27 protein-coding genes and 3 pseudogenes are annotated in these 25,067 nt (G+C 70.0%); 11 read left to right on the plus strand and 19 right to left on the minus strand.

Going from position 1 to position 25,067, the window contains the following annotated elements:
• Window positions 1-111 (plus strand): annotated as a pseudogene (locus tag GT007_RS22535) (IS5/IS1182 family transposase); the annotation flags it as partial.
• Between the two features lie 148 nt (window positions 112-259).
• Here GT007_RS22535 and GT007_RS16595 read toward each other — a convergent pair.
• The 5 genes from GT007_RS16595 to GT007_RS16615 all read right to left on the minus strand — a co-directional run bounded on the left by GT007_RS16595 (window position 260) and on the right by GT007_RS16615 (window position 6,035).
• Window positions 260-1,576 carry a dihydroorotase gene (locus GT007_RS16595; RefSeq protein WP_160122775.1) on the minus strand — a complete coding sequence of 439 codons (1,317 nt, stop codon included), beginning with the start codon at window positions 1,574-1,576 and terminating at the stop codon, window positions 260-262.
• A 294-nt stretch (window positions 1,577-1,870) separates the two neighbouring features.
• On the minus strand, window positions 1,871-2,656 hold the full coding sequence (locus GT007_RS16600) for a DUF4394 domain-containing protein (RefSeq protein ID WP_160122776.1): 786 nt from the start codon (window positions 2,654-2,656) through the stop codon (window positions 1,871-1,873).
• A gap of 91 nt (window positions 2,657-2,747) precedes the next feature.
• A complete protein-coding gene (locus tag GT007_RS16605) occupies window positions 2,748-3,056 on the minus strand; it encodes a hypothetical protein (RefSeq protein WP_160122777.1) in 309 nt (102 codons plus the stop codon).
• 158 nt (window positions 3,057-3,214) lie between these two features.
• A complete protein-coding gene (locus GT007_RS16610; protein ID WP_236571709.1) occupies window positions 3,215-3,763 on the minus strand; it encodes a CHAP domain-containing protein in 549 nt (182 codons plus the stop codon).
• Between the two features lie 112 nt (window positions 3,764-3,875).
• Window positions 3,876-6,035: an ATP-binding protein gene (locus GT007_RS16615; protein WP_160122778.1), complete on the minus strand. Its 2,160-nt coding sequence runs from the start codon at window positions 6,033-6,035 to the stop codon at window positions 3,876-3,878.
• A 94-nt stretch (window positions 6,036-6,129) separates the two neighbouring features.
• On the opposite strand from GT007_RS16615, the gene GT007_RS16620 reads away from it, so the two are divergent.
• A complete protein-coding gene (locus GT007_RS16620; RefSeq protein ID WP_160122779.1) occupies window positions 6,130-6,369 on the plus strand; it encodes a hypothetical protein in 240 nt (79 codons plus the stop codon).
• A gap of 87 nt (window positions 6,370-6,456) precedes the next feature.
• Window positions 6,457-7,080, plus strand: coding sequence for a fused DSP-PTPase phosphatase/NAD kinase-like protein (locus tag GT007_RS16625; RefSeq protein WP_160122780.1), 624 nt, complete (start codon window positions 6,457-6,459; stop codon window positions 7,078-7,080).
• A 16-nt stretch (window positions 7,081-7,096) separates the two neighbouring features.
• Here the strand turns inward: GT007_RS16625 and GT007_RS16630 are convergent, their stop codons facing one another.
• The 4 genes from GT007_RS16630 to GT007_RS16645 all read right to left on the minus strand — a co-directional run bounded on the left by GT007_RS16630 (window position 7,097) and on the right by GT007_RS16645 (window position 10,876).
• Complete coding sequence (locus GT007_RS16630) at window positions 7,097-8,035, minus strand: potassium channel family protein (RefSeq protein WP_160122781.1); 939 nt, start codon at window positions 8,033-8,035, stop codon at window positions 7,097-7,099.
• Window positions 8,028-8,423, minus strand: a complete 396-nt coding sequence (locus tag GT007_RS16635) for a RidA family protein (RefSeq protein ID WP_160122782.1) — start codon at window positions 8,421-8,423, stop codon at window positions 8,028-8,030. Before GT007_RS16635 ends, GT007_RS16630 begins: the two co-directional genes overlap by 8 nt.
• Window positions 8,424-8,562: 139 nt before the next feature.
• Entirely contained in the window at window positions 8,563-8,985 is a 423-nt protein-coding gene (ndk, locus tag GT007_RS16640; protein ID WP_160122783.1) for a nucleoside-diphosphate kinase, read from the minus strand.
• A 118-nt stretch (window positions 8,986-9,103) separates the two neighbouring features.
• Window positions 9,104-10,876, minus strand: coding sequence for a glucan ABC transporter ATP-binding protein/ permease (locus tag GT007_RS16645; protein ID WP_236571710.1), 1,773 nt, complete (start codon window positions 10,874-10,876; stop codon window positions 9,104-9,106).
• A gap of 137 nt (window positions 10,877-11,013) precedes the next feature.
• On the opposite strand from GT007_RS16645, the gene GT007_RS16650 reads away from it, so the two are divergent.
• Together GT007_RS16650 and GT007_RS16655 are read left to right on the plus strand one after the other, a co-directional pair.
• Entirely contained in the window at window positions 11,014-12,033 is a 1,020-nt protein-coding gene (locus GT007_RS16650; protein ID WP_160122784.1) for a Bug family tripartite tricarboxylate transporter substrate binding protein, read from the plus strand.
• Window positions 12,034-12,047: 14 nt separating this feature from the next.
• Window positions 12,048-13,055 (plus strand): Bug family tripartite tricarboxylate transporter substrate binding protein, encoded by a 1,008-nt coding sequence (locus GT007_RS16655; protein ID WP_160122785.1) that lies wholly within the window; start codon window positions 12,048-12,050, stop codon window positions 13,053-13,055.
• Window positions 13,056-13,086: 31 nt separating this feature from the next.
• On the opposite strand, the gene GT007_RS16660 is transcribed toward GT007_RS16655, so the two are convergent.
• Window positions 13,087-13,803 (minus strand): response regulator transcription factor, encoded by a 717-nt coding sequence (locus GT007_RS16660; protein ID WP_160122786.1) that lies wholly within the window; start codon window positions 13,801-13,803, stop codon window positions 13,087-13,089.
• A 285-nt stretch (window positions 13,804-14,088) separates the two neighbouring features.
• Between GT007_RS16660 and ribA the strand changes: the two genes are divergently transcribed.
• Genes ribA through truA form a run of 5 tightly spaced genes read left to right on the plus strand, consistent with a single transcriptional unit; the run spans window position 14,089 to window position 18,501 of the window.
• The gene (gene ribA, locus GT007_RS16665) at window positions 14,089-15,279 is read left to right on the plus strand and encodes a GTP cyclohydrolase II (protein ID WP_408015558.1); all 1,191 of its coding nucleotides are present in this window, start codon (window positions 14,089-14,091) and stop codon (window positions 15,277-15,279) included.
• Entirely contained in the window at window positions 15,276-16,025 is a 750-nt protein-coding gene (locus GT007_RS16670; RefSeq protein WP_160122787.1) for an ABC transporter ATP-binding protein, read from the plus strand. The genes ribA and GT007_RS16670 overlap by 4 nt, the downstream gene beginning before the upstream one ends.
• A 19-nt stretch (window positions 16,026-16,044) precedes the next feature.
• Window positions 16,045-16,836 carry an ABC transporter permease gene (locus GT007_RS16675; RefSeq protein WP_236571711.1) on the plus strand — a complete coding sequence of 264 codons (792 nt, stop codon included), beginning with the start codon at window positions 16,045-16,047 and terminating at the stop codon, window positions 16,834-16,836.
• 13 nt (window positions 16,837-16,849) lie between these two features.
• Complete coding sequence (fmt, locus tag GT007_RS16680; protein WP_160122789.1) at window positions 16,850-17,740, plus strand: methionyl-tRNA formyltransferase; 891 nt, start codon at window positions 16,850-16,852, stop codon at window positions 17,738-17,740.
• On the plus strand, window positions 17,740-18,501 hold the full coding sequence (gene truA / locus GT007_RS16685) for a tRNA pseudouridine(38-40) synthase TruA (RefSeq protein WP_160122790.1): 762 nt from the start codon (window positions 17,740-17,742) through the stop codon (window positions 18,499-18,501). The genes fmt and truA overlap by 1 nt, the downstream gene beginning before the upstream one ends.
• 217 nt (window positions 18,502-18,718) lie before the next feature.
• Here truA and GT007_RS16690 read toward each other — a convergent pair whose 3' ends face one another.
• The 5 genes and pseudogenes from GT007_RS16690 to GT007_RS16710 form a co-directional block, all read right to left on the minus strand.
• Window positions 18,719-19,216, minus strand: a complete 498-nt coding sequence (locus tag GT007_RS16690) for a hypothetical protein (RefSeq protein ID WP_160122791.1) — start codon at window positions 19,214-19,216, stop codon at window positions 18,719-18,721.
• A gap of 53 nt (window positions 19,217-19,269) precedes the next feature.
• On the minus strand, window positions 19,270-20,421 hold the full coding sequence (gene dapE / locus GT007_RS16695; protein WP_236571712.1) for a succinyl-diaminopimelate desuccinylase: 1,152 nt from the start codon (window positions 20,419-20,421) through the stop codon (window positions 19,270-19,272).
• Window positions 20,414-21,238 (minus strand): 2,3,4,5-tetrahydropyridine-2,6-dicarboxylate N-succinyltransferase, encoded by an 825-nt coding sequence (dapD, locus tag GT007_RS16700; protein ID WP_160122792.1) that lies wholly within the window; start codon window positions 21,236-21,238, stop codon window positions 20,414-20,416. The genes dapE and dapD overlap by 8 nt, the downstream gene beginning before the upstream one ends.
• 66 nt (window positions 21,239-21,304) lie before the next feature.
• Window positions 21,305-21,922 (minus strand): FMN-dependent NADH-azoreductase, encoded by a 618-nt coding sequence (locus GT007_RS16705; RefSeq protein ID WP_160122793.1) that lies wholly within the window; start codon window positions 21,920-21,922, stop codon window positions 21,305-21,307.
• A gap of 95 nt (window positions 21,923-22,017) precedes the next feature.
• Window positions 22,018-22,872: pseudogene (locus GT007_RS16710) on the minus strand (serine hydrolase domain-containing protein); the annotation flags it as partial.
• A 314-nt stretch (window positions 22,873-23,186) separates the two neighbouring features.
• On the opposite strand from GT007_RS16710, the gene GT007_RS22540 reads away from it, so the two are divergent.
• Entirely contained in the window at window positions 23,187-23,393 is a 207-nt protein-coding gene (locus GT007_RS22540) for a hypothetical protein (protein ID WP_236571713.1), read from the plus strand.
• 30 nt (window positions 23,394-23,423) lie between these two features.
• Here GT007_RS22540 and GT007_RS23045 read toward each other — a convergent pair.
• From GT007_RS23045 to GT007_RS16725, 4 genes and pseudogenes are all read right to left on the minus strand, one after another.
• Window positions 23,424-23,531, minus strand: a pseudogene (locus GT007_RS23045) (glutathione S-transferase C-terminal domain-containing protein); the annotation flags it as partial.
• Window positions 23,480-23,701 (minus strand): hypothetical protein, encoded by a 222-nt coding sequence (locus GT007_RS22225; protein ID WP_201451957.1) that lies wholly within the window; start codon window positions 23,699-23,701, stop codon window positions 23,480-23,482. The gene GT007_RS22225 and the pseudogene GT007_RS23045, both read right to left, overlap by 52 nt.
• 3 nt (window positions 23,702-23,704) lie before the next feature.
• The gene (locus GT007_RS16720) at window positions 23,705-24,520 is read right to left on the minus strand and encodes a VOC family protein (RefSeq protein WP_160122795.1); all 816 of its coding nucleotides are present in this window, start codon (window positions 24,518-24,520) and stop codon (window positions 23,705-23,707) included.
• Window positions 24,521-24,558: 38 nt separating this feature from the next.
• Complete coding sequence (locus GT007_RS16725) at window positions 24,559-24,963, minus strand: DoxX family protein (protein WP_160122796.1); 405 nt, start codon at window positions 24,961-24,963, stop codon at window positions 24,559-24,561.
• Window positions 24,964-25,067 lie beyond the last annotated feature (104 nt).

Below are 25,067 nucleotides of genomic sequence, written 5' to 3' on the forward strand. Positions count from 1 at the left end.
TTCTTCGCCAAACTCAAGGAATTCAAACGGATCGCACTGCGTAGCGACAAAACAGACAGCTCATTCGCCGCCATGATCTATCTCGCCGCAGCCGTCATACGGTCACGATGAATCTCAACAAGCCCTAAAAAAAGGCGCCCAACCTGCCAGGATGGGCGCCCACTGCTCGGGGTCCAGGGCCGCTACGGTCCTGGCGGGGATGCAAGGGGCAGAGCCCCTTGCTTGGGGGTGCAGGGGGCAACGCCCCCGCCTTCCCCCTTTACCGGAACCTCACGCCCGCGCCCTTCGGCGCCCCCTGCACCTCGTCTTCGCGCATCGCCACCTGCCCGCGGATGATCGTGGCCACCGGCCAGCCATGGCAGGTGTAGCCGGCGAAGGGCGTCCAGCCGCAGGGGCTGGCGATCCAGCTTTCCTCGATGGTGCGGGTCTTCTTCATGTCCACCACGGTGAAGTCCGCGTCGTAGCCCATGGCGATGCGGCCCTTGCCCACCGCGCCATAGACGCGCGCGGGCCCGGCCGCCATCACATCGGCCAGGCGGGACAGGGACAGCCGCCCGGCGCTGACGTGGTCGAGCATGATGGGCAGGATGGTCTGCACGCCGGTCAGCCCGGCGGCGGTGGCGGGCCAGGGGCGTTCCTTGGCGGCGCGGGAATGGGGCGCGTGGTCGCTGCCCACCACGTCGATGGTGCCGTTGGCCATGGCGGCCCAGGCCGCGTCCTTGTGGCGCGCGTCGCGGATGGGCGGGTTCATCACGGCATAGCCGCCCAGGCGGTCATAGGCCTCGTCGGTCTGGGTCAGGTGGTTCAGCAGCACCTCGACCGTCGCGATCTCCCGCGCCTGGCCCAGGAAATCCAGCTCCTCGGCGGTGGACACGTGCAGGATATGGCAGGGCCGGCCGGTCTTGCGGGCCAGCGCCACGATGCGCCGGGTGCCCAGCGCCGCGCATTCCACATCGCGCCATTCGGCGTGCAGGCGGTGCGGGCCGCCGGCCTCATAGGCGGGCTTGCGGGCCTGCAGGCGGAACTCGTCCTCGGAGTGATACGCGATCGGCCGGCGGCCGCTGCGCATCGCGCGCTCCAGGCTGGCATCGTCGGCCACCAGCAGGTCGCCGGTGGAGGAACCGGCGAAGATCTTCACCGCGCAGACATTCTCCTCGGTCTCCAGCCGGCCGAGGTCGTCCAGGTTCTTCATGCTGCCGCCGACATAGAAGCCGATATCGGCGTAGCTGCGGCCCTGGATGTAGTCGCGCTTCCAGGCCAGCTGCTCGGTGCTGGTGATGGAGGGGGTGGTGTTCGGCATGTCGAACACGGTGCACACGCCGCCCAGGATCGCCGCCTTGGTACCGGTGGCGATGGTCTCCACGGCCGGGTCGCCGGGGTCGCGCAGGTGCACATGGGCGTCGATGATGCCGGGCAGCACCGTCAGGCCGGTGACATCCACCACCTCATCGGCGCTGGCGCCCGCCAGCCCGCCGATGGCGGCGATGCGGCCATGGGTCACGCCCACATCGGCCAGGGTCTCACCCCAGGGCAGCACCAGGCTGCCGCCCTTCAGGATCATGTCGAAATGCGGCATCGGCTCACCCCTGCTCTCTGAATTCGGGGCGGAAATTGCGCCGGGTGGGGCGGAAAATCCAGCCACCGGACAGGGAAAACCCGCCATCCCGGCGAAGGGATGGCGGGTGCGGGGCCCGGCGGCCGGAACCGGATGGGGGGTGGGGAGTGCGGGAGCCCCCGGGGAGCGGGCCTCGGGCCCCGCGCTTTCCCCCGCCTGGCGGGGCCCCGGCCGGCGGTGTCGCCATTGCCGGCCGCCACGCGGGGGCGCGCGGTCGCGGCGCCCCGATAGGCGGGGCCGCCGTGAAGCCGGAGTTCACCGCATGGCGGCGATGTCGATCACCTCGGCCCCGCGCGGCAGGTTCATCACCGGGCCCAGCGTGGCCATGGCGCCGCTTTCCAGGTTCAGGGTGTGCAGCGCCCCGCTCGAGAAGACGAAGCCCGTATTGGCGGTGCCTTCGGCCAGGATGTCGAAGGCGAAGGCGGTGGGCAGGGGCATGGACAGCGCCGCGCGCCGGGCCTGCACGCCGTCATTGGGTGGGTTCTGCACGTTCAGCGCGTTGGCCGCGGCGTCCAGCGTCAGCAGCATGGTCGCGGTCGCACCCGGCTGGGAGTTGGTGTAGGCGCCGGCCAGCACGCGCGGCGCGGCATCCTGGGTGGGGCCCGGCGCGTTCTTCAGGCGGCCGTCCACCACGGCCTCACCGGTTTCCACGTTCACGCGCAGGTTCTGGCCATCCAGCCCCATCACCCGCAGGCGGTTGGCGACCGGGTTGAAATCCACGATGGCGCGGCCGGCGGGCTGGAAGGCGGTGTTGAGCTGGCTGACGCGGGTGGCGCGGCCAGTGGCGGGGTCGATCATCACGATCTGGCCGCTGTCGGTCACACCATACAGGCGGCCGTCCTGCGGGCGCTGGTCGATGCCCACCACGGCGCCGGCGGCCCCGGTGATGCGCACCGGCGCGCTGGCGCGGCGGGTGGCGCTGTCGATGCGGACCAGGCGGCTGTCGCTGGTCAGGGCCACCAGCGTGGCGGCCTCGGCGGCCGTGCCCATGGTGGCGAGGGCGGCGATGCCGGCGAGAAGCATGTTGCGGAAGCTGTTCATCTGTCTGGCTCTCCTGCTGCGCGGGGCGCGCGCGTCGCCCCGATGCGGGAATGACGGCGCGCGCGGGGCCATGGATGCAGGCGGGCGGGAATTATTCGGGCGGGGGCTGGCCGATCACCCCGGCCTCCAGCTCCGCCTCCACCAAGCTCGCGCATTCCAGCAGCAGGGCGGGCAGCAGCAGGGTGCCCTCGGCGAGCGACATGCCGGGAATGCCGGACAGACGAATGGAATCGAGTAATGCTTCGAGTTCGTCACGCAGGCGGGCGGCATAGGAGTAAGGATCGAGGGAGGCAGCGGCAGTCTCACGCATCGCGCAGAGCAGAATATCCCGGATGCGTTGAGACAGTTCTGGATCCTGCTCCGTCACATGGTCCTCTTTCCCGCTGGCGCTCAGCGTCATTCCCCATTGTGCAGCAATACGTGCCGCCAGCCCGGGAGAATGATTTCAAGGAACAATGAAGATCGGCCGAAGTTCTGCCCAGCCCGAATAGATGTCAATCGGATTTAAATGCGACTTGAATGAGTCACATTGCCGCGATCACGGTTATTACAACACGCTCACCCGCCGGCCATCACCAACCGCGGGGAGACGAAGCCCTGGGTGACAAAGACGGTGTTGCCGTAATCGCGCACCGGCGGATACCAGACCCGCACCCGGGACCAGTCATTGGCGGCCGAGACATCCAGCACCGGCTGGTCCTCCGCCACCCGCCCGCGCGAACCGCCGCCGGCCTCGGCCCAATTGGCGTGGTCCACCCGGATCTCGCGGTCCGAGATCACGCGCCGCACGACGGACAGATGCCCCGATGGCAGGCGCCGGGTGCGGGCGAAGACCAGCACGTTGCGGGGCTGGGGCTGGCGCCCGCGCAGATAGCGGCCGGAGGCGGCCTCCCACCACTGCCAGGCATCGCCGCGCAGCTCGATACCGCTGCGCGCGCGGGCATAGGGCACGCAGGAGAGGTAGCCATCGCCGTAATCGGGCACGCCCGCGATGGTGGGGGCGCGGCGCACCGGCCCGGGCCCGCCGCAGGCCGTCAGCCCCCCCGTCAGCCCCAACGTGACAAGCAGCCCCGGCATCGCCAGGGACCGGCGCGAAACCTGATCCATGCACATCCCCCGATGGCACCGCCCGCCCTTTCCCCGGCGGGTGGCGCCATGCGCTTACCCATGGCTTCCCCCGAAGCCACCGGCCCTTCCTTAGCATGCCGCGCGCGGATGATCAGGCCGTTTGTCGCGCGGGAAGCAGCAAATCCATGATGCGTTCGGCCAGCACCTCGGGCGCCACCGGCTTGCGCAGCACCTGGATGGGGCCGGTGCCGGAGGCATGGTGCAACTCATCCTCCGCCTCGGCCACGAAGCCCGTGACCAGCACGGCCGGCAGGCCGGGGCGCTGGCGCCGCGCCTCCTCGATCAGCTTCACGCCATCCATGCCGGGCATGGACAGGTCCGTCACCAGCACATCCACCCTGGGGTCGGCCGAGAGCGCGCCCACCGCCTCCAGCGCGCCAACCGCCGTGACGACCATATGGCCCCGGTCCCGCAACCCGGCGGCCAGCACCGCCAGCACTTCCGGCTCATCGTCCACCAACAGGATGTGGCAGCGCCGCTCCTGGCGGGAGGGCATCGAGCCGAGCGGGCGCGTAACGGAGCTGATGGCTGCCGCGCGCGGCAGCCACAGGGTCACGCGCGTGCCCTCGCCGGGGGCGGAATGGATTTCCATGGCCCCGCCCGACTGCTCGCAGAAGCCCTGCGCCATGGCCAGGCCCAGCCCGGTGCCCTGGCCCTTCTGCTTGGTGGTGAAGAAGGGCTCGGTGGCGCGGCGCAGCGTTTCGGCATCCATGCCGGCGCCATTGTCCGCCACCTCCAGCCGCACATAGTGGCCCGGGGCGAGGCCCTGGCGGTTGTCTTCCTCCATGATGACGGCGGCGGCGGAAAGCCGCAGCTCTCCCCCGAAGCTGGCCATCGCGTCCCGCGCGTTGATCGCCAGGTTCAGCAGCACGGTTTCCAGCTGCGAGCGGTCCGCCAGCAGCGCCGGCAGCCCGGGCGGCATGGAGACGGCGACCTTGATCGAGGCGCCCAGCGAATGGGCCAGCACCTCCCGCACGCCCTCCAGCAAGGCGGGCACGGGCACGGGCTCGGCTTCCAGATTGTCGCGCCGGGCGAAGGCGAGCAGCCGCCGGGTCACGGCGCCGCCGCGCTCCGCGGCCTCCGAGATCAGCTGCGCCAGGCGGTGCAGCGCCGGGTCCTGGCTGCGCTTGATGATCAGCCGCGCGCCGCCGAGCACCGCCTGCAGCACATTGTTGATGTCATGCGCGACACCGCCTGCCAGCCGGCCCAGCGCCTCCATCCGCTGGCCCTGGGCCAGGGTTTCCAGGGCTGCCTCATTCTCCGCCCGCGCGGCGTCCAGCGCCTCCAGCGTGCGCCAGCGCTCGGCGAACAGGACGCCGAGCAGCAGGGCGGCGGCCGACAGCAGCATGATGACCAGCGCCGCGACATAGGCCGCGCGGCGCAGCCCATCCACGGCCGCCAGCTCGGTTTCCGTGTCTAGCGCCACCACCAGCACCAGCGGCGCCTGGCGCATGACGCGATAGCCGATCAGCTGCGGGCGGCCGCCTTCCAGCGGCTCCGACACCTCCAGCTGCCCGCCGCGCGCCAGGCGGATGGCCCCCAGCACCGGATGGGCGGAGCCGATGCGCCCGGTGCGGCCCGGCTCGCGCTCCCGCGAATCGGCCAGGATGGCGCCGTCGCGCCGCAGCAGCAGCCCCACGCCCCCCTGCCCCAGATTGATCGCGGCCAGCCGGCGGGAGACCAGCAGCGGGTTCATCGAGACCATGGCGACACCGATGATCTCCCCGGCGCTGTCGCGCAGCGGGCGGGAGAAGATCAGCGCCCAGCGGTTGGTCACCCGGCTGAAGAAGGTCTCGGAGACATACAGTTCATTCACCCCCGCGCGCGGGACGCGGAAATGCTCGGCATCGCCCACGAAGGCGTTGCCCGGCCCCACGGGGGGGGTCGCGGTCCAGCGCACCACCCCGTCCAGCCCCGCGATCGCCACCTGGTTCATCGCCAGGTCCCGCCGGTGGGCCAGGTTCAGCACCTGCTGTTCCAGCGCCAGCCGGCCGGCCTGGTCGCCCGCCTCGATCATGCGCTGGCGGGCCACCAGCAGCTCGAACAGCCCCTCCACCTGGTCCACGACGCGGGACATGGACTGTTCCAGCGTCTCGGCACCCAGATTGGCGCGGGCCAGCGCGATGCTGATCGCCGAGCGTTCCTCCCGCTGGACCCAGGCCAGGGTGGCCCACCAGACAGCCACGGCCACGCCGAGCGCCGCGGCGACGGCCGGGACCAGAAGGGCAAGGCGGCGGAAAGCGGTTCTCACGCCTGCGTGTATGCCATGCCACCGGGCACAACTGCCAGGGCATCATGACGGTGAAGTCATGGCGCGGGCGCGATTGGCATGGCAAAAGAGCGGCATGCCCGAAGAAGTCGACCCCGAAGACAATTTCGTCACCGACGATGCCTACGCCGCTGGCCGCCGCGCCTTCACGGAGGGCCTGTCGGTGCTGCAGAACCCCATGGCCCAGACCGGCGACTGGGGCAAAGCCTGGTTCGCCGGCTGGCTGGACGCGCTGGCCGACGCCACCACGGGCCACGACCGGTCCCAGCACGCCTTCCGGCGGCTGCTGCGCAAGGACCGGGCGGATCCGTTCTGAAGCGCTGGCGGGGAAAGCGGGGGCTTTGCCCCCACCCCGCCATGCCCGCTCTGGTCAGCGCCTCGCCGCTGCGTCATATGCACCGCCATGCGCCGCTGGCTGAATGCTTTGTTCGTGGACCATGCCCTGTTCCGCCTGGTCTGGCGCAACTGGGGGGTGGTGGAGGCCGGGCGGCTCTACCGCTCCAACCACCCGTTGCCCTGGCAGATCCGCGCGGCGGTGCGCCGGCACGGCATCCGCACCATCATCAACCTGCGCGGCCACCGCCAGGATTGCGGGGCTGACGCGCTGAGCCGCGCCGAGGCCGCGCGGCTGGGTGTCACGCTGATCGACGCGCCCTTCGAAAGCCGGGGCGCGCCGCACCGGGACCGCATCGAGCGCCTGGTGGCGCTGCTGCCCAGCCTGCGGGAACCCATCCTGATCCATTGCAAATCGGGTGCCGACCGCACCGGGCTGATCGCCGCGGTGTGGCTGCTGCTGCAGGGCCGCCCGCCAGCCGAGGCGATGCGCCAGCTCTCCCTGCGCTATGGCCATGTCGCCGCCGCGCGCACGGGCATCCTGGATGCCTTCGTGGCGCTGTATGCCAAGGCCTGGCCCAAGCCCTTCCTGCAATGGCTGCGCGAGGATTACGACGAGGCCGCGCTGCGCCGGGATTTCCGCAGCCGCAGATGGGCGGACGCGATCACCGACGGGCTGCTGCGGCGGGAATAACCCCGGCGCACGCGCCTCAGTCCCCGCCGCCGGGCCCGCGCCCCCGGCTGCGCATGATCTCGGCGAAGCCGAACAGCAGCAGCAACTGCCCGGTCACCATCTGGATGGCGGCCAGGATGCGGATGCCGTCATCCACCGGCAGGAAATCGCCATAGCCCACCGTGGTCAGCGTCACGACCGAGAAGTGCAGCGCCTCGGAAAAGGTGAGCCAGGCGGCCTCTCCATGGCGCTGGAACAGGGGCTGACGCGAGAGGCCGTCGGCGATGCGGTAGAAGCAGCCGAAGGCCACCGCGATCATGGTGAACAGGCTGACATAGGTGGCCATCGGCACCATCAGGAAGCGCAGGCGCTTGGCCACCAGCGTCAGGATGGCGGCCACATCCACCATCAGCCGCACCACGTCGCGCACCGAGACGATGGAGATGGCCGAGATCACGCCCATCGCCAGGAACAGCGTGGCGGTCTGCACCGCCGGGCTTTCGCGGTTGAAGGGGGAGGACAGCGACAGCACCCCCACCACCCCGCACAGCAGGAACCAGCGCAGGAAGCGCGGCAGATGGGTGATGTCGGCCTCGTTCAACCCCTCCGACGCCAGGCGCACCAGGGATTGCCGCCAGTACAGGCAGGCGCCGAGAAAGGCCGCCACCGGCATCACGAACCCCACCGGGCGGGACCAGGGCAGCGCATCCGGAAAGGCGCTGCGGCCGATCACGACATACAGGCACATGTACACGGCCATGCCATTGGCCACGCCGAGCGCGAACAACATGCCCTGCGGAAAGACGAGATAGAGGGCCAGCACCGTGCCCACGGCCACCCCCAAGGCGGCCACGCTGAACAGCCAGCCCTGGTCGCCCGCGGCGGCCGCGACCAGCAGCATCAGGGAGGCCGTGACCACCCCATTCATCAGCGCCGTGCGGCGGCGCCGGCGGCGTTGGTGCCTGGCGTCAGCCACCCTGGCCCACATCGGCGGCGGGCACGGCCGGCATGGGCGCCGGGATGGCCGCGATGCCCGTGATCTCGACCTTCCAGGCCGGGTCCACCAGGGGCGCCTGGATGGTCATGCGGGCGGGCTTGTTCGCCTTGTCCATCCAACGGTCCCAGGCGCGGTTCATCAGGGGGGCGTCCTTGATGTCCGCCAGCACGCAGGTGATGGACAGCAGGCGGGACTTGTCGGTGCCGGCCCCGGCCAGCAGCGCGTCGATCTGGGCCAGGATGTCGGCGGTCTGGCCCTCGGTATCCAGCGTCGCGTCATCGGCCACCTGGCCGGCGAGGTAGAGCACTCCGTTATGGGCAACGGCGCCCGACAGGCGGGCTTCCTCGGCGAAACGCTGGATGGTCATGCGGCGCGATCCTCTGGATGGTGATGCGCCGGTTTAAGCCAGTGGGCCCACGCCCCGCCAGGGGGCCGGAAAGCAAAAAGGCCGCGCGCACCGGGGGTTGCCCGGTGCCGCGGCCCGTTCCGCAGGCAGTTGCCTGGCTTCAGCCGACGATCTCGGAGCCGGCGAAGAAGTAGGCGATCTCGATGCCGGCGTTCTCCAGGCTGTCGGAGCCATGCACGGAGTTGGCCTCGATGCTCTCGGCGAACAGCTTGCGGATGGTGCCCTCGGCGGCGTTGGCCGGGTTGGTGGCGCCCATCAGCTCACGGTTCTTGGCCACGGCGTTCTCGCCTTCCAGCACCTGCACCACCACGGGGCCGGAGATCATGAAGGAGACCAGGTCCTTGAAGAAGGGGCGCTCCTTGTGGACGCCGTAGAAGGACTCGGCCATCGCCTGCGTCATCTGGATGCGCTTCTGCGCCACGATGCGCAGGCCGTTCTTCTCGAACACGGCGTTGATGGCGCCGGTCAGGTTGCGGCGGGTCGCGTCGGGCTTGATGATGCTGAAGGTCTGCTCGATGGCCATGGTCTAGTCCTCGGTTTTCGGGGCGGGGCATAGCGGCAGGGCCGGGTTCCGGCAAGCCCGGAGGTGGGGTTTCACGTGAAACACTGAAGAAGGCTGGGGGCTTTGCCCGTTTTGGCGGCTAATGCGCCGGCGCCACAGCCCCCATCAGCTGCGTCTTCACCAGCGCCGCGAAGCGCCCGTCGGCGGCCACCAGATCCTCAAAGGTGCCGCGTTCCACCACCCGCCCGTTCTCGAACACCAGGATGGTGTTGGCCTCGCGCACGGTGGACAGCCGGTGGGCGATGATGAAGGTCGTGCGCCCCTGCATCAGGTTGCGCAGCGCGATCTGCACCCGGGCCTCGGTGGCGGCGTCCAGCGCGCTGGTCGCCTCGTCCAGGATCAGCACCGGCGGGTCCTTCAGCAGGGCGCGCGCGATGGCCAGGCGCTGGCGCTGCCCGCCCGACAGGGACGCCCCGCGTTCGCCCACCATGGTGTTGTAGCCCTGCGGCTGGCGGGCGATGAAGTCATGCGCCTCGGCTAGGCGGCAGGCGGCCTCGATCTGCTCCTGCGTCGCGTCCGGGCGGCCCACCAGCAGGTTGTCGCGGATGGTGCGGTTGAACAGCATGCTTTCCTGGAACACCACGCCGATGTTCCGGCGCAGCGATTCCAGCGACAGGTCGCGCAGGTCGTGGCCGTCGAGGGTGACGGCGCCCTCCACCGGGTCCCACAACCGCTGCAGCAGGGCCATGGCGGTGGATTTGCCGGCGCCGGTCTGGCCCACCAGCGCCACGGCTGTGCCGGGTTCGGCGGAAAAATCGATGTCGGCCAGGATGCGCGACCCGCCCGGATAGGCGAAGCCCACATGGTCGAAGCGCACGTGGCCCTCGGCGCGCGGCAGGTCCAGCGCGTCGGCCTTCTCGGGCACGGTGCTGCGGGTGTCGAGCACCTGGAAGAATTCCTCCAGCGCCGGCGCCTGGAACAGCAGGTGGGAGACGAAGGCCACCGCCCCCTCCATCCGCGCGATCAGCAGCGTGGCGAAGCCCATGAAGCTGACGATGTCGCCCACGCTGGCCTGGCCGCGGACATGCAGGATGGTGCCCAGCACGAAGATGCCGATGACGGTGATGGTGGAGCAGGCGCGCGTCAGCACATTGACCACCGCCCACCAGTTCAGCACCGGGAACTGGTGGTCCAGCACCTGGCGCATGATGTCGGAGAACATCTTGGTTTCGCTGCGCAGGCGGGTGAAGCTCTGCACCACCACCACGTTGGACAGCGCATCCTGCGCGCTGCCCGCCAGCTGCGAATGGAAGCGTTCCACCTGCATCTGCGCCGACTGCGTCTTGCGGATGACGAAGGCGGTGACGAGGGTGAACACCGCCACCAGCCCGATCAGGATCAGCCCCAGCCGCCAGTTCAGCAGCAGGGTCAGCGGCAGCAGCACCAGCGCGCTGATGAAGGTGATCAGGTGCTCCCGGAAAAAGGACAGCCACATGCCGAACAGGTTGTCGGCGCCGACCAGCATCACCTTCATCAGCCGGCCCGACTGCACATCGCCATGGAAGGCGAGCGGCAGCGACAGCACATGGCTGAAATAGCGGTTCATCATCCGCAGGCGGTTGCGATGGGCCATGCGGTCCGCCAGCAGGCTGACCGCGACATTGGCGCCGATGCCCGCAAGCCCCACCGAGCCCCAGACCACCAGCAGCGTCACCGCCTCTCGCCACAGCGCCTGCTCGCCCATGGTGCTGGAGCGCGAGAGCAGGTCCACCACCCGCCCGAACAGCACGGGTTCCAGGAATTGCAGTCCGGCCAGGGCAAGGGCCGAGAGCGCGAGCCCGCAGGCCACCCAGCGATCCGCCGCCAACAATGCCAGGACGCGGCCGTAGAGCCTGATGAACTGCACAACCATGCCCTCCTGCGGCGCGGAATCTCCGGCTCAAACGCGCCACGCAGTAAGAAGGTGCATCATGGCGCGCTCAAGGCAACTTGAAGCCCAGGCGCTGCTTTGCCACATTCCAGGTTGAAAAATAAGATGAGGGAACGTCCATGTCCGCTCCGGCCTCTAGGCCGAAGGCAGGCCTGCCGCGCCATGTGGCGCGCAGAGCGTTGCTGCCCCTGCTGGCGGCGCCCGTCCTGGCGTGCGCGCGGGGCGTGGCGCGCGCGCAGGGCGTGTGGGCGCCCTCCCGCCAGCTGCGGCTGATCGTTCCCTTCCCGCCCGGCGGCAGCACCGACATGTTGGCGCGGCTGACGGCGGAGCGCATGGGGGCTGCCCTCGGCCAGCCCATGGTGGTGGACAACCGCGGCGGCGCCGCGGGCAGCCTGGCGGCGGACATGGCGGCCAAGGCCGAGCCCGACGGCCACACCGTGTTCTTCTGCAGCGTCGGCACGGCGGCCACCAACCAATTCGTCTATCGCCACATCCCTCACCCCGGCGAGGCGCTGACGGAGGTCGCGGCGATGTTCGCCCTGCCCAATGTCGCCACCGTGCCGCCGGGCGCACCGTGGACGAACCTCGGGGAATTCATCTCCGCCGCGCGGGAGGCACCGGGGCGGCTGACCTATGGCAGCAGCGGCGCGGGCAGTTCCCTGCACCTGACGGGTGCCATGCTGGCGCACCGGGCGGGCATCGACATCCTGCACGTGCCCTATCGCGGCGGCGGGCAGATGCTGAATGAGCTGGTGGCGGGGCGCATCTCCATCGCCTTCGGCAACCTGCCCACCGCGATCGGCCTGTTGCAGGCGGGCACGCTGCGCCCGATCGCGGTCAGCGGGGCGGCCCGCAGCCCCATCCTGCCGGATGTGCCCAGCATGGCCGAGACCCTGCCGGGCTTCGCCACCACCGTCTGGTACGGGTTGCAGGTGCCGCGCGGCACGCCGCCCGCCGCCATCGCCCGGCTGAACGCCGAGGCCAATGCCGCGCTGGCAGCCCCCGAGGCCCGGGCGCGCTTCGAACCGCAGGGGGTGAGCGCCATGGGCGGCTCGCCGCAGGATTTCACCCGCTTCGTCCGGGCCGAAACCGCGCAATGGCGCGAGATCATCACCGCGGCGCAGATCACCGCCGATTAAGGGAGAACTACCGTATGACCACCACCCGCCGCCTGTTGCTGACCGCCCCGGCGCTGCTTGCGACCCCCGCGCTGACCGGCCGGGGCATGGCCCAAGGCGCCTGGGCCCCCAGCCGCTCGGTGCGGATCGTGGTGGGGTTCTCCCCGGGCGGCACCACCGATATCGCGGCGCGCATCCTGGCCGAATACCTCACGCACCGACTGGGCCAGGCGGTGGTGGTGGAGAACCGCCCCGGTGCGGGCGGCAACATCGCCAATGAGGTGGTGGCCAAGGGCGAGGCCGACGGCCACACCCTGCTGATGCAGACCATCGGCGGGGGCGCCATCAACTTCCCGCTCTACGGCAACCGCATGCCGATCAAGCCTGAGGACCTGGTGGCGCTCGGCCTGCTGCTCCGGGTGCCGAACGCGATCTTCGTCACCAACTCCCTGCCCGTGCGCACCCTGGCGGAGCTGGTGGCCTATGCCCGCGCCCATCCGGGGCAGCTGAACTACGGCTCCTCGGGCCTCGGCACCTCCCTGCACATGACCGCCGAGCTGCTGAAGATGGTGGCCGAGATCGACATCACCCATGTGCCGTTCCGCGGCTCGGGCCCGATGCTGCAGGAGGTGCTGTCGGGCCGCATCCAGATGGCGGTGGACAACCTGCCCTCCGTCGTCACGCATCTGCGTGAGGGGCGGCTGCGCCCGCTGGCGCTGACGAGCGCCACCCGCAGCCCCGCCCTGCCGGATGTGCCGACCACGGCCGAGGCGGGCTTCCCGGCGGTGGAGGCGGTGGCCTGGTTCGGCCTGCAGGGCCCGGCGCGCATGCCGGCCGCGGCCGTCGCGCGCTATGGCGCGGAGATCAACGCGGCCGTGCAGGACCCCGCCGTGTGGGCGAAGCTGGCCGATCTGGGCGGGATGAAGCCGGACCTGACGCCCGATGGCGGCACCAGCCCCGAGACTTTCGCGCGCTACATGGCCGAGGAACTGCGGAAATGGACCGATGTGGTCCGCCGCGCCCGGGTGACGCTGGAAGGCTGATACGCGAAGGGGGCCTCACGGCCCCCTTTTCTCAACCCTGGCCCAGCTCCGCCGGGGTGGCGAGGCGATAGCCCCCGCCCTCGGTCAGCAGCAGCCGGGTGTCGCCGGTGTCGGGCTCGATCTTCTGGCGCAACCTGTAGATGTGGGTTTCCAACGTGTGGGTTGTGACCGCGCTGTTATAGCCCCACACCTCGTTCAGAAGTGTCTGGCGCGGCACGGGTTTTCCGGCGGCGCGATACAGGAATTTCAGGATCGCCGCCTCCTTTTCGGTTAGGCGTATCTTCCTGTTCTTCTGCGGCTCCACCAGCTGCTTCAAAGCCGGGCGGAAGACATAGGGCCCGATGGTGAACACCGCGTGCTCGGAGCTGTCATAGACCCGCAGCTGGGCCCGCAGCCGGGCGAGCAGTTCATTCAGGCGGAAGGGCTTGGCGATATAGTCGTTGGCACCGCTGTCGAGCCCGCGCACCACATCCTGTTCGCCATCGGCGCCGGTCAGGATAATAATGGGAACCACGATGCCCTTTTGGCGCAGTTTCGCGCAAAATTCCCGACCATCACCATCAGGAAGGCCAATATCGAGCAAAATAGCGTCGAAACGCGCATTCTCCGCGACCAGGATGGACTCGGCTTCCGCGGCGGTTCCGGCGGTGGCCGGGGTGAATTCGCCATCCAGACCCAGCTGGTCCATCAGGGTCTCACGGACGGCCGGGTCATCATCCACGATCAGCACCGAACGGGGAGTGGCCATGGGTGTTCCTCGACACGGGCGGGTGGGATGTGTGTGCCCCCTCGCCCGGGCTTTTCCCGGCCAAGCAGGCGGGTTCCGATCACGCCCGCTCACGGACCAGAACCCTCGCTCACGGACTTAGCACCTATCGCGGCAGCCGTCGAATGGGTTTGTTTCGCATGCCGACACATCCGCAAGCCCCTCTGAAGCGTTACTCACACAGACCATGGACGCCGGGAGCTTCGTGCCTACATGAATGCCATGCCCTTGCCACGCCACAATCCAGGCGCTTCCTTGCAGCCTGGAATGGACCCTAACCGTATGTCTTCGCTGAGCCACGCCCACCCCAACGCCCCGGAGGCGGACATGCCCCCCTCCGAGGAGGCGTTGGCGATGCGCGCCGTGCACCGCGCAGCGGCCGATCTGCGCCGCGGCACCCCCGTGCTGCTGCATGGGCCGGACGGCGCGCTGCTGCTGGCCGCCGCCGAAACGGTCGGCGCCGAGGGCCTGCGTGAGCTTCAGGCCGCCGCCGCCGCATCCCCCGTGCTGCTGCTGGCCCCCACCCGGGCGGCCGCCGTCTTCGCCCGCCCCGTGGCGCTGAACGCGCCGGAGGAAGGGGCGGCCGCCCTGCGCCTGCCCGAATCGCTGCTGGCGCCCGACCGGCTGCGCCGCCTGGCCGACCCCACCGCCGAGCTGCTGCTGCCCGAATCGCCCGAACGCGCGCCCGTGCCCGCCATGGCGCCGCAGGCCCTGGCCCTGGCCAAGCTAGCCCGGCTGCTGCCGGCCCTGGTTGCTGCCCCCGCCCGCGATGCCGCCGCCGCCGCCCGCCAGGGCATCGTGACGCTGGAGGCCGCGGACATCGCGGCCTATCCCCCCAGCGCCGCCACCACCCTGGCCCCGGTCGCCCAGGCCCGCGTGCCGCTGGAGGATGTGCCGGAAGCGCGCATCATCGCTTTCCGCGCCGCCGATGGCGGGATCGAGCACCTGGCCATCCTGGTGGGCGACCCGGAAAAGCTGGCCGCCCAGGGCGGGGCGCCGCTGGCGCGCGTGCACAGCGAATGCTTCACCGGCGACCTGCTAGGCTCCCTGCGCTGCGATTGCGGGCCGCAGCTGCGCGGCGCCCTGCGCAAGATGGCGGAGGCCGGGGACGGCATCCTGCTCTATCTGGCGCAGGAGGGGCGCGGCATCGGCCTGGTGAACAAGCTGCGCGCCTATACCCTGCAGGACCAGGGGCTGGACACGCTCGATGCCAACCGGGCCCTGGGCTATGGCGCGGATGAGCGCAACTTCCTGGTCGCGGCCGAGATGCTGCGCCAGCTGGGCATCCCGCGCGTGCGGCTGCTGACCAACAACCCGGACAAGCTGTCGAGCCTGGCAGCCTGCGGGATCGAGGTGGTGGGCCGCGAGCAGCACCAGTTCGCCGCCAATGGCGTGAACGATGCCTATCTGGCGACGAAGGCGGAGCGCTTCGGGCATATGCTCAGCCTGAAGGAATGACGGCGGCGCTGCAGGTCGAGGCGCTGGTCAAGCGGTACAGGCCTGACCGGCAGCCCGCGGTGGATGGGCTGACCTTCACCATGCCGCGCGGCGCCACCTGGGGGCTGCTGGGCGGCAATGGCGCGGGCAAGACCACGACCATCGCCATGCTGCTGGGGCTGCTGAAGCCGTCCTCCGGCCGGATCCTGGCGCTGGGGCACGACATGGCGCGCGACCGCTTCGCGGCGCTGGCGCGGATGAACTTCTCCTCCCCCTACATCGCCCTGCCGCACCGGCTGACGGTGGCGGAGAACCTGCGCGTCTATGGCCATCTGTATGGGGTGGAACGGCTGGAAGCCCGCATTATCGAGCTGGCCGAGGAGCTGAACCTGAGCGATCTGCTGGCGCGCCCCGCCGGGGAGCTTTCGGCCGGGCAGAAGACCCGCGTGGCGCTGGCGAAATCCCTGATCAACAAGCCCGACCTGCTGCTGCTGGACGAACCCACCGCCAGCCTCGACCCCGACACCGCCGACCAGATGCGCGGCTGGCTGGAGCGCTACCGCGCGATCTCCGGCTGCGCCATCCTGCTCGCCAGCCACAACATGGCGGAGGTGGAGCGCCTGTGCGGCCATGTGCTGATGCTGCGCCGGGGCGTGGTGGTGGACCACGGCGCGCCCGCCGAGCTGATCGCCCGCTATGGCCGGGACAATCTGGAGGAGGTCTTCCTGGACATCGCCCGCGCCCCGCATGAGGTGGCAGCACCATGATGCGCCGCAGGCTTGCGCTATGATGCGCCGCATCTGGGGCCTGATGTACCGCCACCTGGCCCTCTACCGCCGCTCCATGCCCCGGCTCATCGAGCTGATGTACTGGCCCATCCTGCAGATGGTGGTCTGGGGCTTCATCACCGCCTACCTCGCGGGGGAGCAGAACAACGTCGCCTCGGCCGCCGCCGGCGTGCTGCTGGGCGGCGTGCTGCTGTGGGAGGCCGCGCTGCGCAGCCAGATGGGCTTCTCGCTCTCCTTCCTCGAGGAAATGTGGTCCCGCAATCTGGGCCATATCTTCGTCTCGCCGCTGCGGCCGCGGGAACTGGTGCTGGCGCTGATGGCGCTGGCCCTGGCGCGCACGCTGGTCGCGGTGCTGCCGGCCATGGTGCTGGCCTGGGCGCTGTATGGTTTCAACATCCTCAACCTCGGCCCGGCGCTGGTGGGCTTCTTCGCGGCCCTCGTCATCATGGGCTGGGCGGTCGCGCTCGGCGTCACCTCCCTGATCCTGCGCTTCGGCCAGGGGGCGGAGGCACTGGCCTGGTCGGTGCTGTTCGGCATCACCCCGTTCGCGGCCGTGTTCTACCCCGTCTCGGTGCTGCCCGCCTGGCTGCAGCCCGTGGCCTATGCCCTGCCGGCCGCCCATGTGTTCGAGGGCATGCGCGCCGCCCTGCTCGAAGGCCGCTTCGACGCGGGCCACATGGCCGCCGCCTTCGCGCTGGATGCGCTGTGGCTGGCCTTCATGGGCTGGGTGTTCCTCAGCCAGCTCGAAGCCTCCCGCGACAGGGGGGCCTTGCTCAATATCGGCGAGTGAGGGAACAGGGCCCATGCGTATCGTCTTCATGGGCAGCCCCGATTTCTCCGTCCCCGCGCTGCGCGCCCTCGCGGCCGCGCACCAGGTGGTGGCGGTCTATTGCCAGCCGCCCCGCCCGGCCCATCGCGGCCAGAAGGAAACCCCCTGCCCCGTGCACCGCGCGGCGCTGGAGCTCGGCATCCCCGTCCGCACCCCCGCGCGCGTCCGCAAGGATGTCGCGGAGCACGAGGCCTTCGCCGCGCTGGATGCCGATGTGGCGGTGGTCGCGGCCTATGGCCTCATTCTGCCGCGCGCGATGCTGGACGCACCGAAACGCGGCTGCCTGAACATCCATGCCTCGCTGCTGCCGCGCTGGCGCGGGGCGGCACCCATCCACGCCGCCGTGCTGGCGGGCGACGCCGAGGCCGGCATCACCATCATGCGCATGGAGGAAGGGCTCGACACCGGCCCCATGCTGCTGAAGGAAGCCATCCCCCTGCACCCGCGCATCACCACGCCCGAGCTGCACGACGCGCTGGCGGCCATGGGCGCTCGGCTGATCCTGCGCGCGCTGGCCGAGAACCCGCCGGAAATCCCCCAGCCCGAGGAAGGCGTCACCTACGCCGCCAAGCTGACCAAGGCCGATGGCGCGCTGCACTGGTCCGAACCCGCCCTGGCGCTGGAACGCCGCGTGCGCGCCATGACACCCTGGCCGGGCGCCTATTTTCAGGCCGGCGACGAACAGATCCGTGTGCATGACGCGATCGCGGAGCCCGGCACCGGCGCCCCCGGCACCCTACTGGCGCCGGACCTCGTGGCCTGCGGCCAGGGGGCGCTGCGCCTGCTGCGCCTGCAACGCCCCGGCCGCGCCGCCATGGAGGCCAGCGCCCTGCTGCGCGGCTTCTCCCTGCCGGACCGCCTGTAATGCCGCGCTACGCGCTGCTGCTGGAATATGACGGCTCGGCCTTCCATGGCTGGCAGCGCCAGCCCAACGGTGCCTCCGTGCAGCAATCGCTGGAGGAAGCGGCCGCGAAACTGAACGGCGGCATCGTGCCCGTCTGCGTCGCCGCCGGCCGCACCGATGCCGGGGTGCACGCCGTGGGCCAAGTGGCCGACGTGACCGTCAGCACCGACCTGCGCCCGGACAAGCTGCGCCTGGCCCTCAACTTCCACCTGCTGCCCGCGCCCGTGGTCGTGCGCGCCGCGGCCTATGCGCCCGAGGAATGGTCCCCCCGCTTCTCCGCCATCCACCGCGCCTACCGCTACCGCATCCTCAACCGCCCGGCCCGGCCGGCGCTGGATGCCGGGCGCGTCTGGCACCTGCCCTTCGCCCTGGACGCCGAGGCCATGCACCGCGCCGCACAGACCCTGCTGGGCCGGCACGATTTCTCGGCCTTCCGCGCGGCCTCCTGCCAGGCCAAATCCGCACTGCGCACGCTGGACCGGCTGGCCGTGTTCCGCTCCGGCGAGGAAATCCACATCGAAGCCGAAGCCCGCAGCTTCCTGCACCACCAGGTGCGCAACCTGGTCGGCACATTGGCCCCCGTCGGCCTCGGCCGCCGCCCGGAACACTGGCCACGCGAGGTACTGGACGGCCAGGACCGCCGCCGCGCGGGCGAAACCGCACCGCCGGATGGGCTGTGCTTCATGCGCGTGGAGTACCCGGAGACGCTGGACTGGCATTGATGGGCGGTTCGGGGGGCAAGGGCGATGCGAGGAGGGCTCTGCCCCCCTCGCGCTCCCCCCGCCAGGAGCCGAAAGGCCCCTGGACCCCAGAAGTTGAAAAAGCCGGGAGGGGACATCGTCCCCTCCCGGCTTTTTCAATAACTCCCGGTTTCCAAAGGCCTCCCGGCCTTTGGCGGGTGGGGGTGCGGGGGAGGGCAGAGCCCTTCCCCGCTCCGCCCTACCCCCCGATCAACCCATGGATGAACAGTCCCAGCGCCAGGTCCAGCAGCACGAACAGCACGGCCATGGCGCCGGGTGTGCCGAGTGCGGTGCGGGTCACGAACCATTCCAGCCACAGCGCGTAGCCGACCGCGACCAGGGACAGGATCTGGGCTGGCGCGCCGGGCAGCAGTTGGCCGATGGCGGTGGCGGCCACCAGGGCCGCGTACTGGATCAGGTTGGTCCAGTTCCAGGCGGCCATGAAGCGTGGCCAGGCCTTGCCGTATCCCGCGACGCGGGCCATCGCCTCCGAGGCGAGGGCGAAGCCGAGCCAGGTGGTGGTGAAGCTGAGGGCTTCGCGCAGCCAGGGCAGCGTGATGCCATCCTCCCCGCCGGCGAGGCGCGCCAGGGCGAAGAACAGCGGATAGCTGAGCAACATGGCCCAGAAGCTGCGGTGGGTTTCCTGGGGGGTGCCCTCGAACACCGAGAGGCCTTCGGCCCGTCCGCGCGCCAGCATCTGGGCGCCGAGCAGGCCGGCGATGATGTGGCGGGCGGCGGGGATGGGATGGGTCAGGCGAAGAACTCCTGGATGACGGCCGCGTAGAGGCGCGAGAGGGCCTGAAGTTCGGCCACCGGCACGCGTTCGTCCACCTGGTGCATGGTGCTGCCGACCAGGCCGAGTTCCGCCACCGGGCAATAGCGCGTGATGAAGCGCGCGTCGGAGGTGCCGCCCCCGGTGTCGAGCTTCGGCGTGGCGTTGGTGGCGCGGGTGGTGGCGCGGGCCAGCGCCTCCACGAAGGGGCCGGGCTGGGTCAGGAAGCTCTCGCCGCTGACCACCACGCGCAGGTCGTGGCGGGGCGCGTGGCGGGTCAGCACCTCACGCAGATATTCCGTCAGCTTCGCGCTGGTGTGGCGCTCGTTGAAGCGGATGTTGAGAAAGCAGCGCGCCTCGGCGGGGATGACGTTGGTGGCGGTGTTGTCCACCTGCAGGCCGGTCACCTGCAGGGTCGTCGCCTCGAACCACTCGCTGCCGGTGTCGATGGGCGTGGAGGTCAGTTCGGCCAGCGCCGCGACCAGCCGGTGGACGGGGTTGTCGGCTTTCTGCGGATAGGCGCTGTGGCCCTGGGTGCCGTGCACGGTGACATAGGCGTTCATGCTGCCGCGCCGGCCGATCTTCAGCGTGTCGCCCAGCGTGACCTTGCTGGTGGGCTCGCCCACCAGGCAGGCGTCGGGGATCTGGCCGTTGGCGGCCATCCACTCCAGCACCTTGACGGTGCCGTTGACGGAGGGGCCTTCCTCGTCGCCGGTGATGAGCAGGGAGAGGCTGCCGGGCACATCGTCCGGGATGGCGGCGATGAAGGCGGCGATGTCGCCCTTCATGTCCTGCGCGCCGCGGCCATAGAGGATGCCGTCATGCACCTCGGCGGCGAAGGGCGGGTAGCGCCATTGGGCCTCGTCGCCCGGGGGCACCACGTCGGTGTGGCCGGCGAAGCAGAAATGCGGGCTGGCGGTGCCGCGCCGGGCGAACAGATTGTCCACCTCGGCGAAGGGCAGGCGCCAGCAGGTGAAGCCCAGCGATTCGAGGGCGCCCTGGACCACATCCAGCGCGCCGTCATCGGCGGGGGTGACGCTGCGGCGGCGGATCAGCGCCTGGGCGAGGGCCAGCGCGTCGCGCGCCGCCGCCGCCCCTTCTGATTTCGCCGCCGACACCGGGTCAGTCACGCAGCAGGTCGTTGATGCTGGTCTTGCTGCGGGTCTGGGCGTCCACGCGCTTCACGATCACGGCGCAGTACAGGCTGGGGCCCGGCGTGCCGTCCGGCAGCGGCTTGCCCGGCATGTTGCCCGGCACCACGACGGAATAGGACGGCACGCGGCCAATGAAGATCTCGCCCGTGTTGCGGTCGATGATCTTGGTCGTGGCCGACAGGAACACGCCCATCGACAGCACGGAGCCCTTCTCGACGATCACGCCTTCCACCACCTCGGAGCGCGCGCCGATGAAGCAGTCATCCTCGATGACGACCGGGTTGGCCTGCAGCGGCTCCAGCACGCCGCCGATGCCCACGCCGCCCGAAAGGTGCACGTTCTTGCCGATCTGCGCGCAGGAACCGACGGTGGCCCAGGTATCGACCATGGTGTTGGCGCCGACATAGGCGCCCAGGTTCACGAAGGAGGGCATCAGCACCACATTCGGCGCGATGAAGGCGGAGCGGCGGGCGACGGCCCCCGGCACGGCGCGGAAACCCGCTTCCTTCCACCGGTTCTCGCCCCAGCCTTCCCACTTCAGCGGCACCTTGTCATAGGCGCCCACGCCCGTGTCCATCGGCGCGCTGTCGGTCAGGCGGAAGCTGAGCAGGACGGCCTGTTTCAGCCACTGGTTCACCACCCAGCCGCTCGCGGTGGGCTCGGCCACGCGGGCCTGGCCGCGGTCAAGCATTTCCAGCGCGGCCTCGACGGCCTCGCGCGCTTCGCCTTGCGTGCCGGAATTGATGGTGTCGCGGCGTTCCCAAAGGGCTTCGATGGTGGCTTGCAGGGTCATGTCTTGGTCTCCGCCGCTGTGATTCGCAGCGGCGGGGCGTTCCGTCAATCGGCGGGGGCGGGGGATTCAGCCCATCGCCAATTCGCGCAACCGCACCCGCGCCGCCGCCAGCGCGCCGTCCAGCCCCGCAGGGTCCGCGTTGGTGGCCTGGATCACCACCGCCTCGACCGAGGGGATGCCGATGAAACCCAGCACATGGCGCAAATAGGGGGTGACGAAATCCGCCGCCGCGAAGCGCGCGCCCGCCTCATAGCCGCCGGCGCCATAGGCCGCGACGACGATGGCGCGGCGCGGATGCGCGATGCCGGCGAAATCCCGCCCGTCGAAGGCCACGGTGCGGTGGATGCGCACCACATGGTCGATCCAGGCCTTCAGCGCCGAGGGCACCCCGAAATTGTACATGGCGGTGGTGATGAGCAGCGCGTCGGCGGCCTGCACCTCCGCGATCAGCGCATCCGACAGCGCGGTGGCGGCGCGCAGTTCGGGGGTCCGCGCCTCGGCGGGGGAGAAGAAGCCCGCGATGGTGGGCTGATCGATATGGGGCACCGGCGCCCGCGCCAGGTCGCGCCGGCTGAGGGCATGGCCCGGCCGGGCGGTCCAGGCGGCGGCGAAGACATCGCCGAGATCGCGGGAGACGGAGCCCGAAAGGCGGGCGCTGGCGTCAATGCGGAGCAGATGGGGCATGCGGGGTGTCCGGTCTGGAAGACCGGGAGATGGGCGCGGGCGGCGCGGGGGGTATGCCCGGGCGCCGCAAGAGATTTGTGCGGCGCACGCAACAATCAGCCCAGCAGCAGGCGCGCCGCCTCCCGCTCCAGCCGGTCGCCCTCCGCGCCCTCGGCGAAACCCGCGACGCAATCGCCGGTATCGGGCCGGCGATAGGCGATGATGGCGCTGCCCGGCCCGCCGCCGGTGTGGCCTTCCATGCGGATGCCGGGCGCGACCTCCCCCGCCATCAGCCCCAGCCCATAGGCCGGCGCCAGCCAGGGCCGGCCCGGCAGCGGCCTGCCCACCGGCAGGGCCGCGCGCATCTCCGCCAGCAGGGCGGGCGGCAGCAGCGGGCCGGTGAACAGACGGTGCAGGAACAGGGCCATCTCCTCGACCGGCCCCACCAGCAACCCATGATAGACCCAGCCGGGATCATAGGCGGGATGGCCCGGCACGCCGGGGGCGGCCGCCAGCGCCGTGGCCGAAAGCCCCAGCGGGCGCAGCACCAGGGCGGACAGCGCGGGGCCGAGCGGCAGGCCCGTCCGTGCCTCGACCAGCCGGCGCAGATGCAGGTAGCCGATGTTGGAATAGGAAAAGCCGGGCGCGGGCGGGGAAAGGCGGGCGGCGCGGGCCAGCATGGCCTCGGGCGGCCAGGCGGGGCCGCCGGCCGCCACCGCCGCATGGTATTCCGCCAGCCAGCCGTAATCCGGCAGGCCGGCGCGATGCAGCAGCAGCGCGCGCGGGGTGGCGCCGGGCCCGGGCAGCGGGGCGTCCAGATCGACCAGCCCATCGCGCGCCAGCGCCAGCACGGCGGCGGTCAGGACGGTCTTGGTCAGGCTCCACCAGGGCACGGGCCTGCCCGCGCGGCCGGGCGCGATCCGCCCGTGGCGCAGCACCACGACATCGTCGGAAACAGGCGGCGCCATCGCGGCCCCCGGGCGTTATTAATTTCGAAATCAAAACGACAAATGATCCGCCTATCGTTCCGCTATGGGCGCGTTCTCACTTGGCGCCGTTTTGAGTCGGCGGGAATCACCCAGCACGGTTTTTGATACACAACTCAAGTTTTTTGAACATCCGAATGCATGCAGAAGCATGATTACCGCCCCTTTTGCGAAATTTCGCGGAATACCCTTCTACGCATCACAGAGATGTGATTCGTTTGGGAAGTTCTACTTATGGTTGCAAAGCTCAGGGGTGAATAATGTACAATTTCAACAGCTTAGAATTAGATCATTTATGCATGCAGACGACGCCGGCCGCTGACAATCCGCAGGATGCCCTTTCAGGCATGCAGCGCTGCATCAGAATGGTCGAATATGTGGCCGCGATCTTGGACAAGGCCAATGAAATGGAAGCGAGGTTGGCAGGCCACATCCTGCAGGACGCGCTCCATCATCTGCGCAGCCTCTCGCAACCGATGACAGCCCCTATGCTTCCGGCGATCTGACACCCCGCGCAGATTGCATTTGGACAGCCCGTGATAGGCGGCGTCGAAGCGCACCAGCGTGACGAACAGGCGGATGTCGCTCTCGGTCAGGGTCTCGCCCAGTAGGAAGGGGCCGCCTTGGGCCAGCCGCGCCTCCAGTTCGGCCAGTTGGCGAAGACGTCGCGGAAGGCGGCCTCATAGGCGGGCTGGGTGGTGGCGAAGCCCGCGCGGTACACGCCGTTGTTCAGGCTGGGATAAATGCGCTCGCTCAGCGCATCGGTCGCCTGCACCGGCTGCCAGTCGGCCGCCCAGCGGCCATCGACCAGCATGGGTTACGCGGCCACCAGGGCCGGCACCAGGGCGATCGGCGTGCCCCAGGGGTCGGTCAGCGGCGCTTGCGGCAGCTTGGCGAGGGTGGCCGCCAGCCGCTCGGGCGAGAGCGCCAGGCGCAGTTCCGTGAGGCCGGTCGAGGGCATCTCCCGCACCGGGGCGCCGCGGCTGTTCCAGATATTGGTGGCGATGTGGTGGTGATAGCCGTCCACCGCGTAGAAGGTGCCGCCCGGATACCGGCAGGTGATGCCGAGCCCCAGCGTGCCGGCATAGAAGGCCTCGGCCGGGGCGATGGCGCCCACCTGCAGGTGCACATGGCCGATGGTGGAACCGGCCGGGAAGCCCTTCCATTCCCCGCCTTGCCCCGCGGCCATCAGGTTTTCCAGGTCCAGCGCCTCGGTGCTCATCGTTACCTGGCCGTTATGCCAGGTCCAGCTTTCGGCCGGGCGGTCGGAATAGATCTCGATGCCGTTGCCCTCGGGGTCCGAGAGGTAGAGCGCCTCGCTCACCAGATGGTCGGAGGCACCGACCAGCGGCGCGCGCACCCGCGCCCCATGCCCCAGCCAGCGGCCGAGATCGGCGCGGGAGGGCAGCAGGAAGGCGGTGTGGAACAGCCCCGCCTCGCGGTTGGAGCGGCGGCGGGCGGCGGTGTCCTTGCGCAGTTCCAGCAGGGTGCGGCCTTCCACACCCAGGTTGGCGGAGGCGGCATCGGCGTGCAGCAGGTGCAGGCCGATGACGCGCTGGTAGAAATCGCTCATCCGGTCGAGGTCATGCACGGTGAGCGTGACCTGGCTGATGGCGAGGGTTTTCGTGGTCATGATGGGTCTCCTCGACCGGATAGGCGTGGTGGGCGCGGTTACTTGCCGAAGGTGGGGCGCAGGGCGCGGGCGCCGTCACCGACCAGGGCCAGGGCGATCAGGCCCACGATCCAGAAGGCGGGGAATTCCCAGCCGCCATTGGCATTGCTGAAGAAGAAGCCGGCCTTGCCGTGAACAGTGAAGATGGCGCCGAGCAGGACGGGGATCAATGCGATGGCCACGGCGCGGGCATAGATGCCCAGGATCAGCGCCACGGCGCCCAGCACTTCCCAGGCGATGGTGACATAGGCCAGCCAGCCCGGCAGGCCGAGGCTGCCGAAGAAGCCGGCGGTGCCGGCGGGGGTGAAGACGAAGATCTTCAGCCCGGCATGGGCCAGGAACAGGATGCCCAGGCTGAGGCGCAGCAGAAGGGCGGCATAGGGGGCGGTGCGGGTGTCGATCATGGGAACTCTCTTTCGGCGGAGGTGGTGGTGCCTGGGGAGAAGATACGCGGTTCCGATTTGATTATTATCAATGAATTTCAGCGATATTCCCTTCCGTATTGGAA

The organism is Rhodovarius lipocyclicus (assembly GCF_009900765.1).
GTDB classification, from domain to species: Bacteria; Pseudomonadota; Alphaproteobacteria; order Acetobacterales; family Acetobacteraceae; genus Rhodovarius; species Rhodovarius lipocyclicus.

What these genes read in the sequence shown, in the direction of transcription:
- GT007_RS16650 (WP_160122784.1), top strand. Translation starts at nt 11,014, where the DNA reads ATGTCCGCTCCGGCCTCTAGGCCGAAGGCAGGCCTGCCGCGCCATGTG.
- ndk (WP_160122783.1), bottom strand. Translation starts at nt 8,985, where the DNA reads ATGGCCATCGAGCAGACCTTCAGCATCATCAAGCCCGACGCGACCCGC.
- GT007_RS16670 (WP_160122787.1), top strand. Translation starts at nt 15,276, where the DNA reads ATGACGGCGGCGCTGCAGGTCGAGGCGCTGGTCAAGCGGTACAGGCCT.
- GT007_RS16725 (WP_160122796.1), bottom strand. Translation starts at nt 24,963, where the DNA reads ATGATCGACACCCGCACCGCCCCCTATGCCGCCCTTCTGCTGCGCCTC.
- GT007_RS16675 (WP_236571711.1), top strand. Translation starts at nt 16,045, where the DNA reads ATGATGCGCCGCATCTGGGGCCTGATGTACCGCCACCTGGCCCTCTAC.
- GT007_RS16605 (WP_160122777.1), bottom strand. Translation starts at nt 3,056, where the DNA reads ATGACGCTGAGCGCCAGCGGGAAAGAGGACCATGTGACGGAGCAGGAT.
- GT007_RS22540 (WP_236571713.1), top strand. Translation starts at nt 23,187, where the DNA reads ATGCAGACGACGCCGGCCGCTGACAATCCGCAGGATGCCCTTTCAGGC.
- GT007_RS16635 (WP_160122782.1), bottom strand. Translation starts at nt 8,423, where the DNA reads ATGACCATCCAGCGTTTCGCCGAGGAAGCCCGCCTGTCGGGCGCCGTT.
- GT007_RS16610 (WP_236571709.1), bottom strand. Translation starts at nt 3,763, where the DNA reads ATGGATCAGGTTTCGCGCCGGTCCCTGGCGATGCCGGGGCTGCTTGTC.
- GT007_RS16660 (WP_160122786.1), bottom strand. Translation starts at nt 13,803, where the DNA reads ATGGCCACTCCCCGTTCGGTGCTGATCGTGGATGATGACCCGGCCGTC.
- GT007_RS16690 (WP_160122791.1), bottom strand. Translation starts at nt 19,216, where the DNA reads ATGCTGGCGCGCGGACGGGCCGAAGGCCTCTCGGTGTTCGAGGGCACC.
- GT007_RS16620 (WP_160122779.1), top strand. Translation starts at nt 6,130, where the DNA reads ATGCCCGAAGAAGTCGACCCCGAAGACAATTTCGTCACCGACGATGCC.
- fmt (WP_160122789.1), top strand. Translation starts at nt 16,850, where the DNA reads ATGCGTATCGTCTTCATGGGCAGCCCCGATTTCTCCGTCCCCGCGCTG.
- GT007_RS16595 (WP_160122775.1), bottom strand. Translation starts at nt 1,576, where the DNA reads ATGCCGCATTTCGACATGATCCTGAAGGGCGGCAGCCTGGTGCTGCCC.
- dapD (WP_160122792.1), bottom strand. Translation starts at nt 21,238, where the DNA reads ATGACCCTGCAAGCCACCATCGAAGCCCTTTGGGAACGCCGCGACACC.
- GT007_RS16600 (WP_160122776.1), bottom strand. Translation starts at nt 2,656, where the DNA reads ATGAACAGCTTCCGCAACATGCTTCTCGCCGGCATCGCCGCCCTCGCC.
- GT007_RS16645 (WP_236571710.1), bottom strand. Translation starts at nt 10,876, where the DNA reads ATGGTTGTGCAGTTCATCAGGCTCTACGGCCGCGTCCTGGCATTGTTG.
- GT007_RS16625 (WP_160122780.1), top strand. Translation starts at nt 6,457, where the DNA reads ATGCGCCGCTGGCTGAATGCTTTGTTCGTGGACCATGCCCTGTTCCGC.
- GT007_RS16720 (WP_160122795.1), bottom strand. Translation starts at nt 24,520, where the DNA reads ATGACCACGAAAACCCTCGCCATCAGCCAGGTCACGCTCACCGTGCAT.
- GT007_RS16655 (WP_160122785.1), top strand. Translation starts at nt 12,048, where the DNA reads ATGACCACCACCCGCCGCCTGTTGCTGACCGCCCCGGCGCTGCTTGCG.
- GT007_RS22225 (WP_201451957.1), bottom strand. Translation starts at nt 23,701, where the DNA reads ATGCTGGTCGATGGCCGCTGGGCGGCCGACTGGCAGCCGGTGCAGGCG.
- GT007_RS16705 (WP_160122793.1), bottom strand. Translation starts at nt 21,922, where the DNA reads ATGCCCCATCTGCTCCGCATTGACGCCAGCGCCCGCCTTTCGGGCTCC.
- ribA (WP_408015558.1), top strand. Translation starts at nt 14,089, where the DNA reads ATGGACCCTAACCGTATGTCTTCGCTGAGCCACGCCCACCCCAACGCC.
- truA (WP_160122790.1), top strand. Translation starts at nt 17,740, where the DNA reads ATGCCGCGCTACGCGCTGCTGCTGGAATATGACGGCTCGGCCTTCCAT.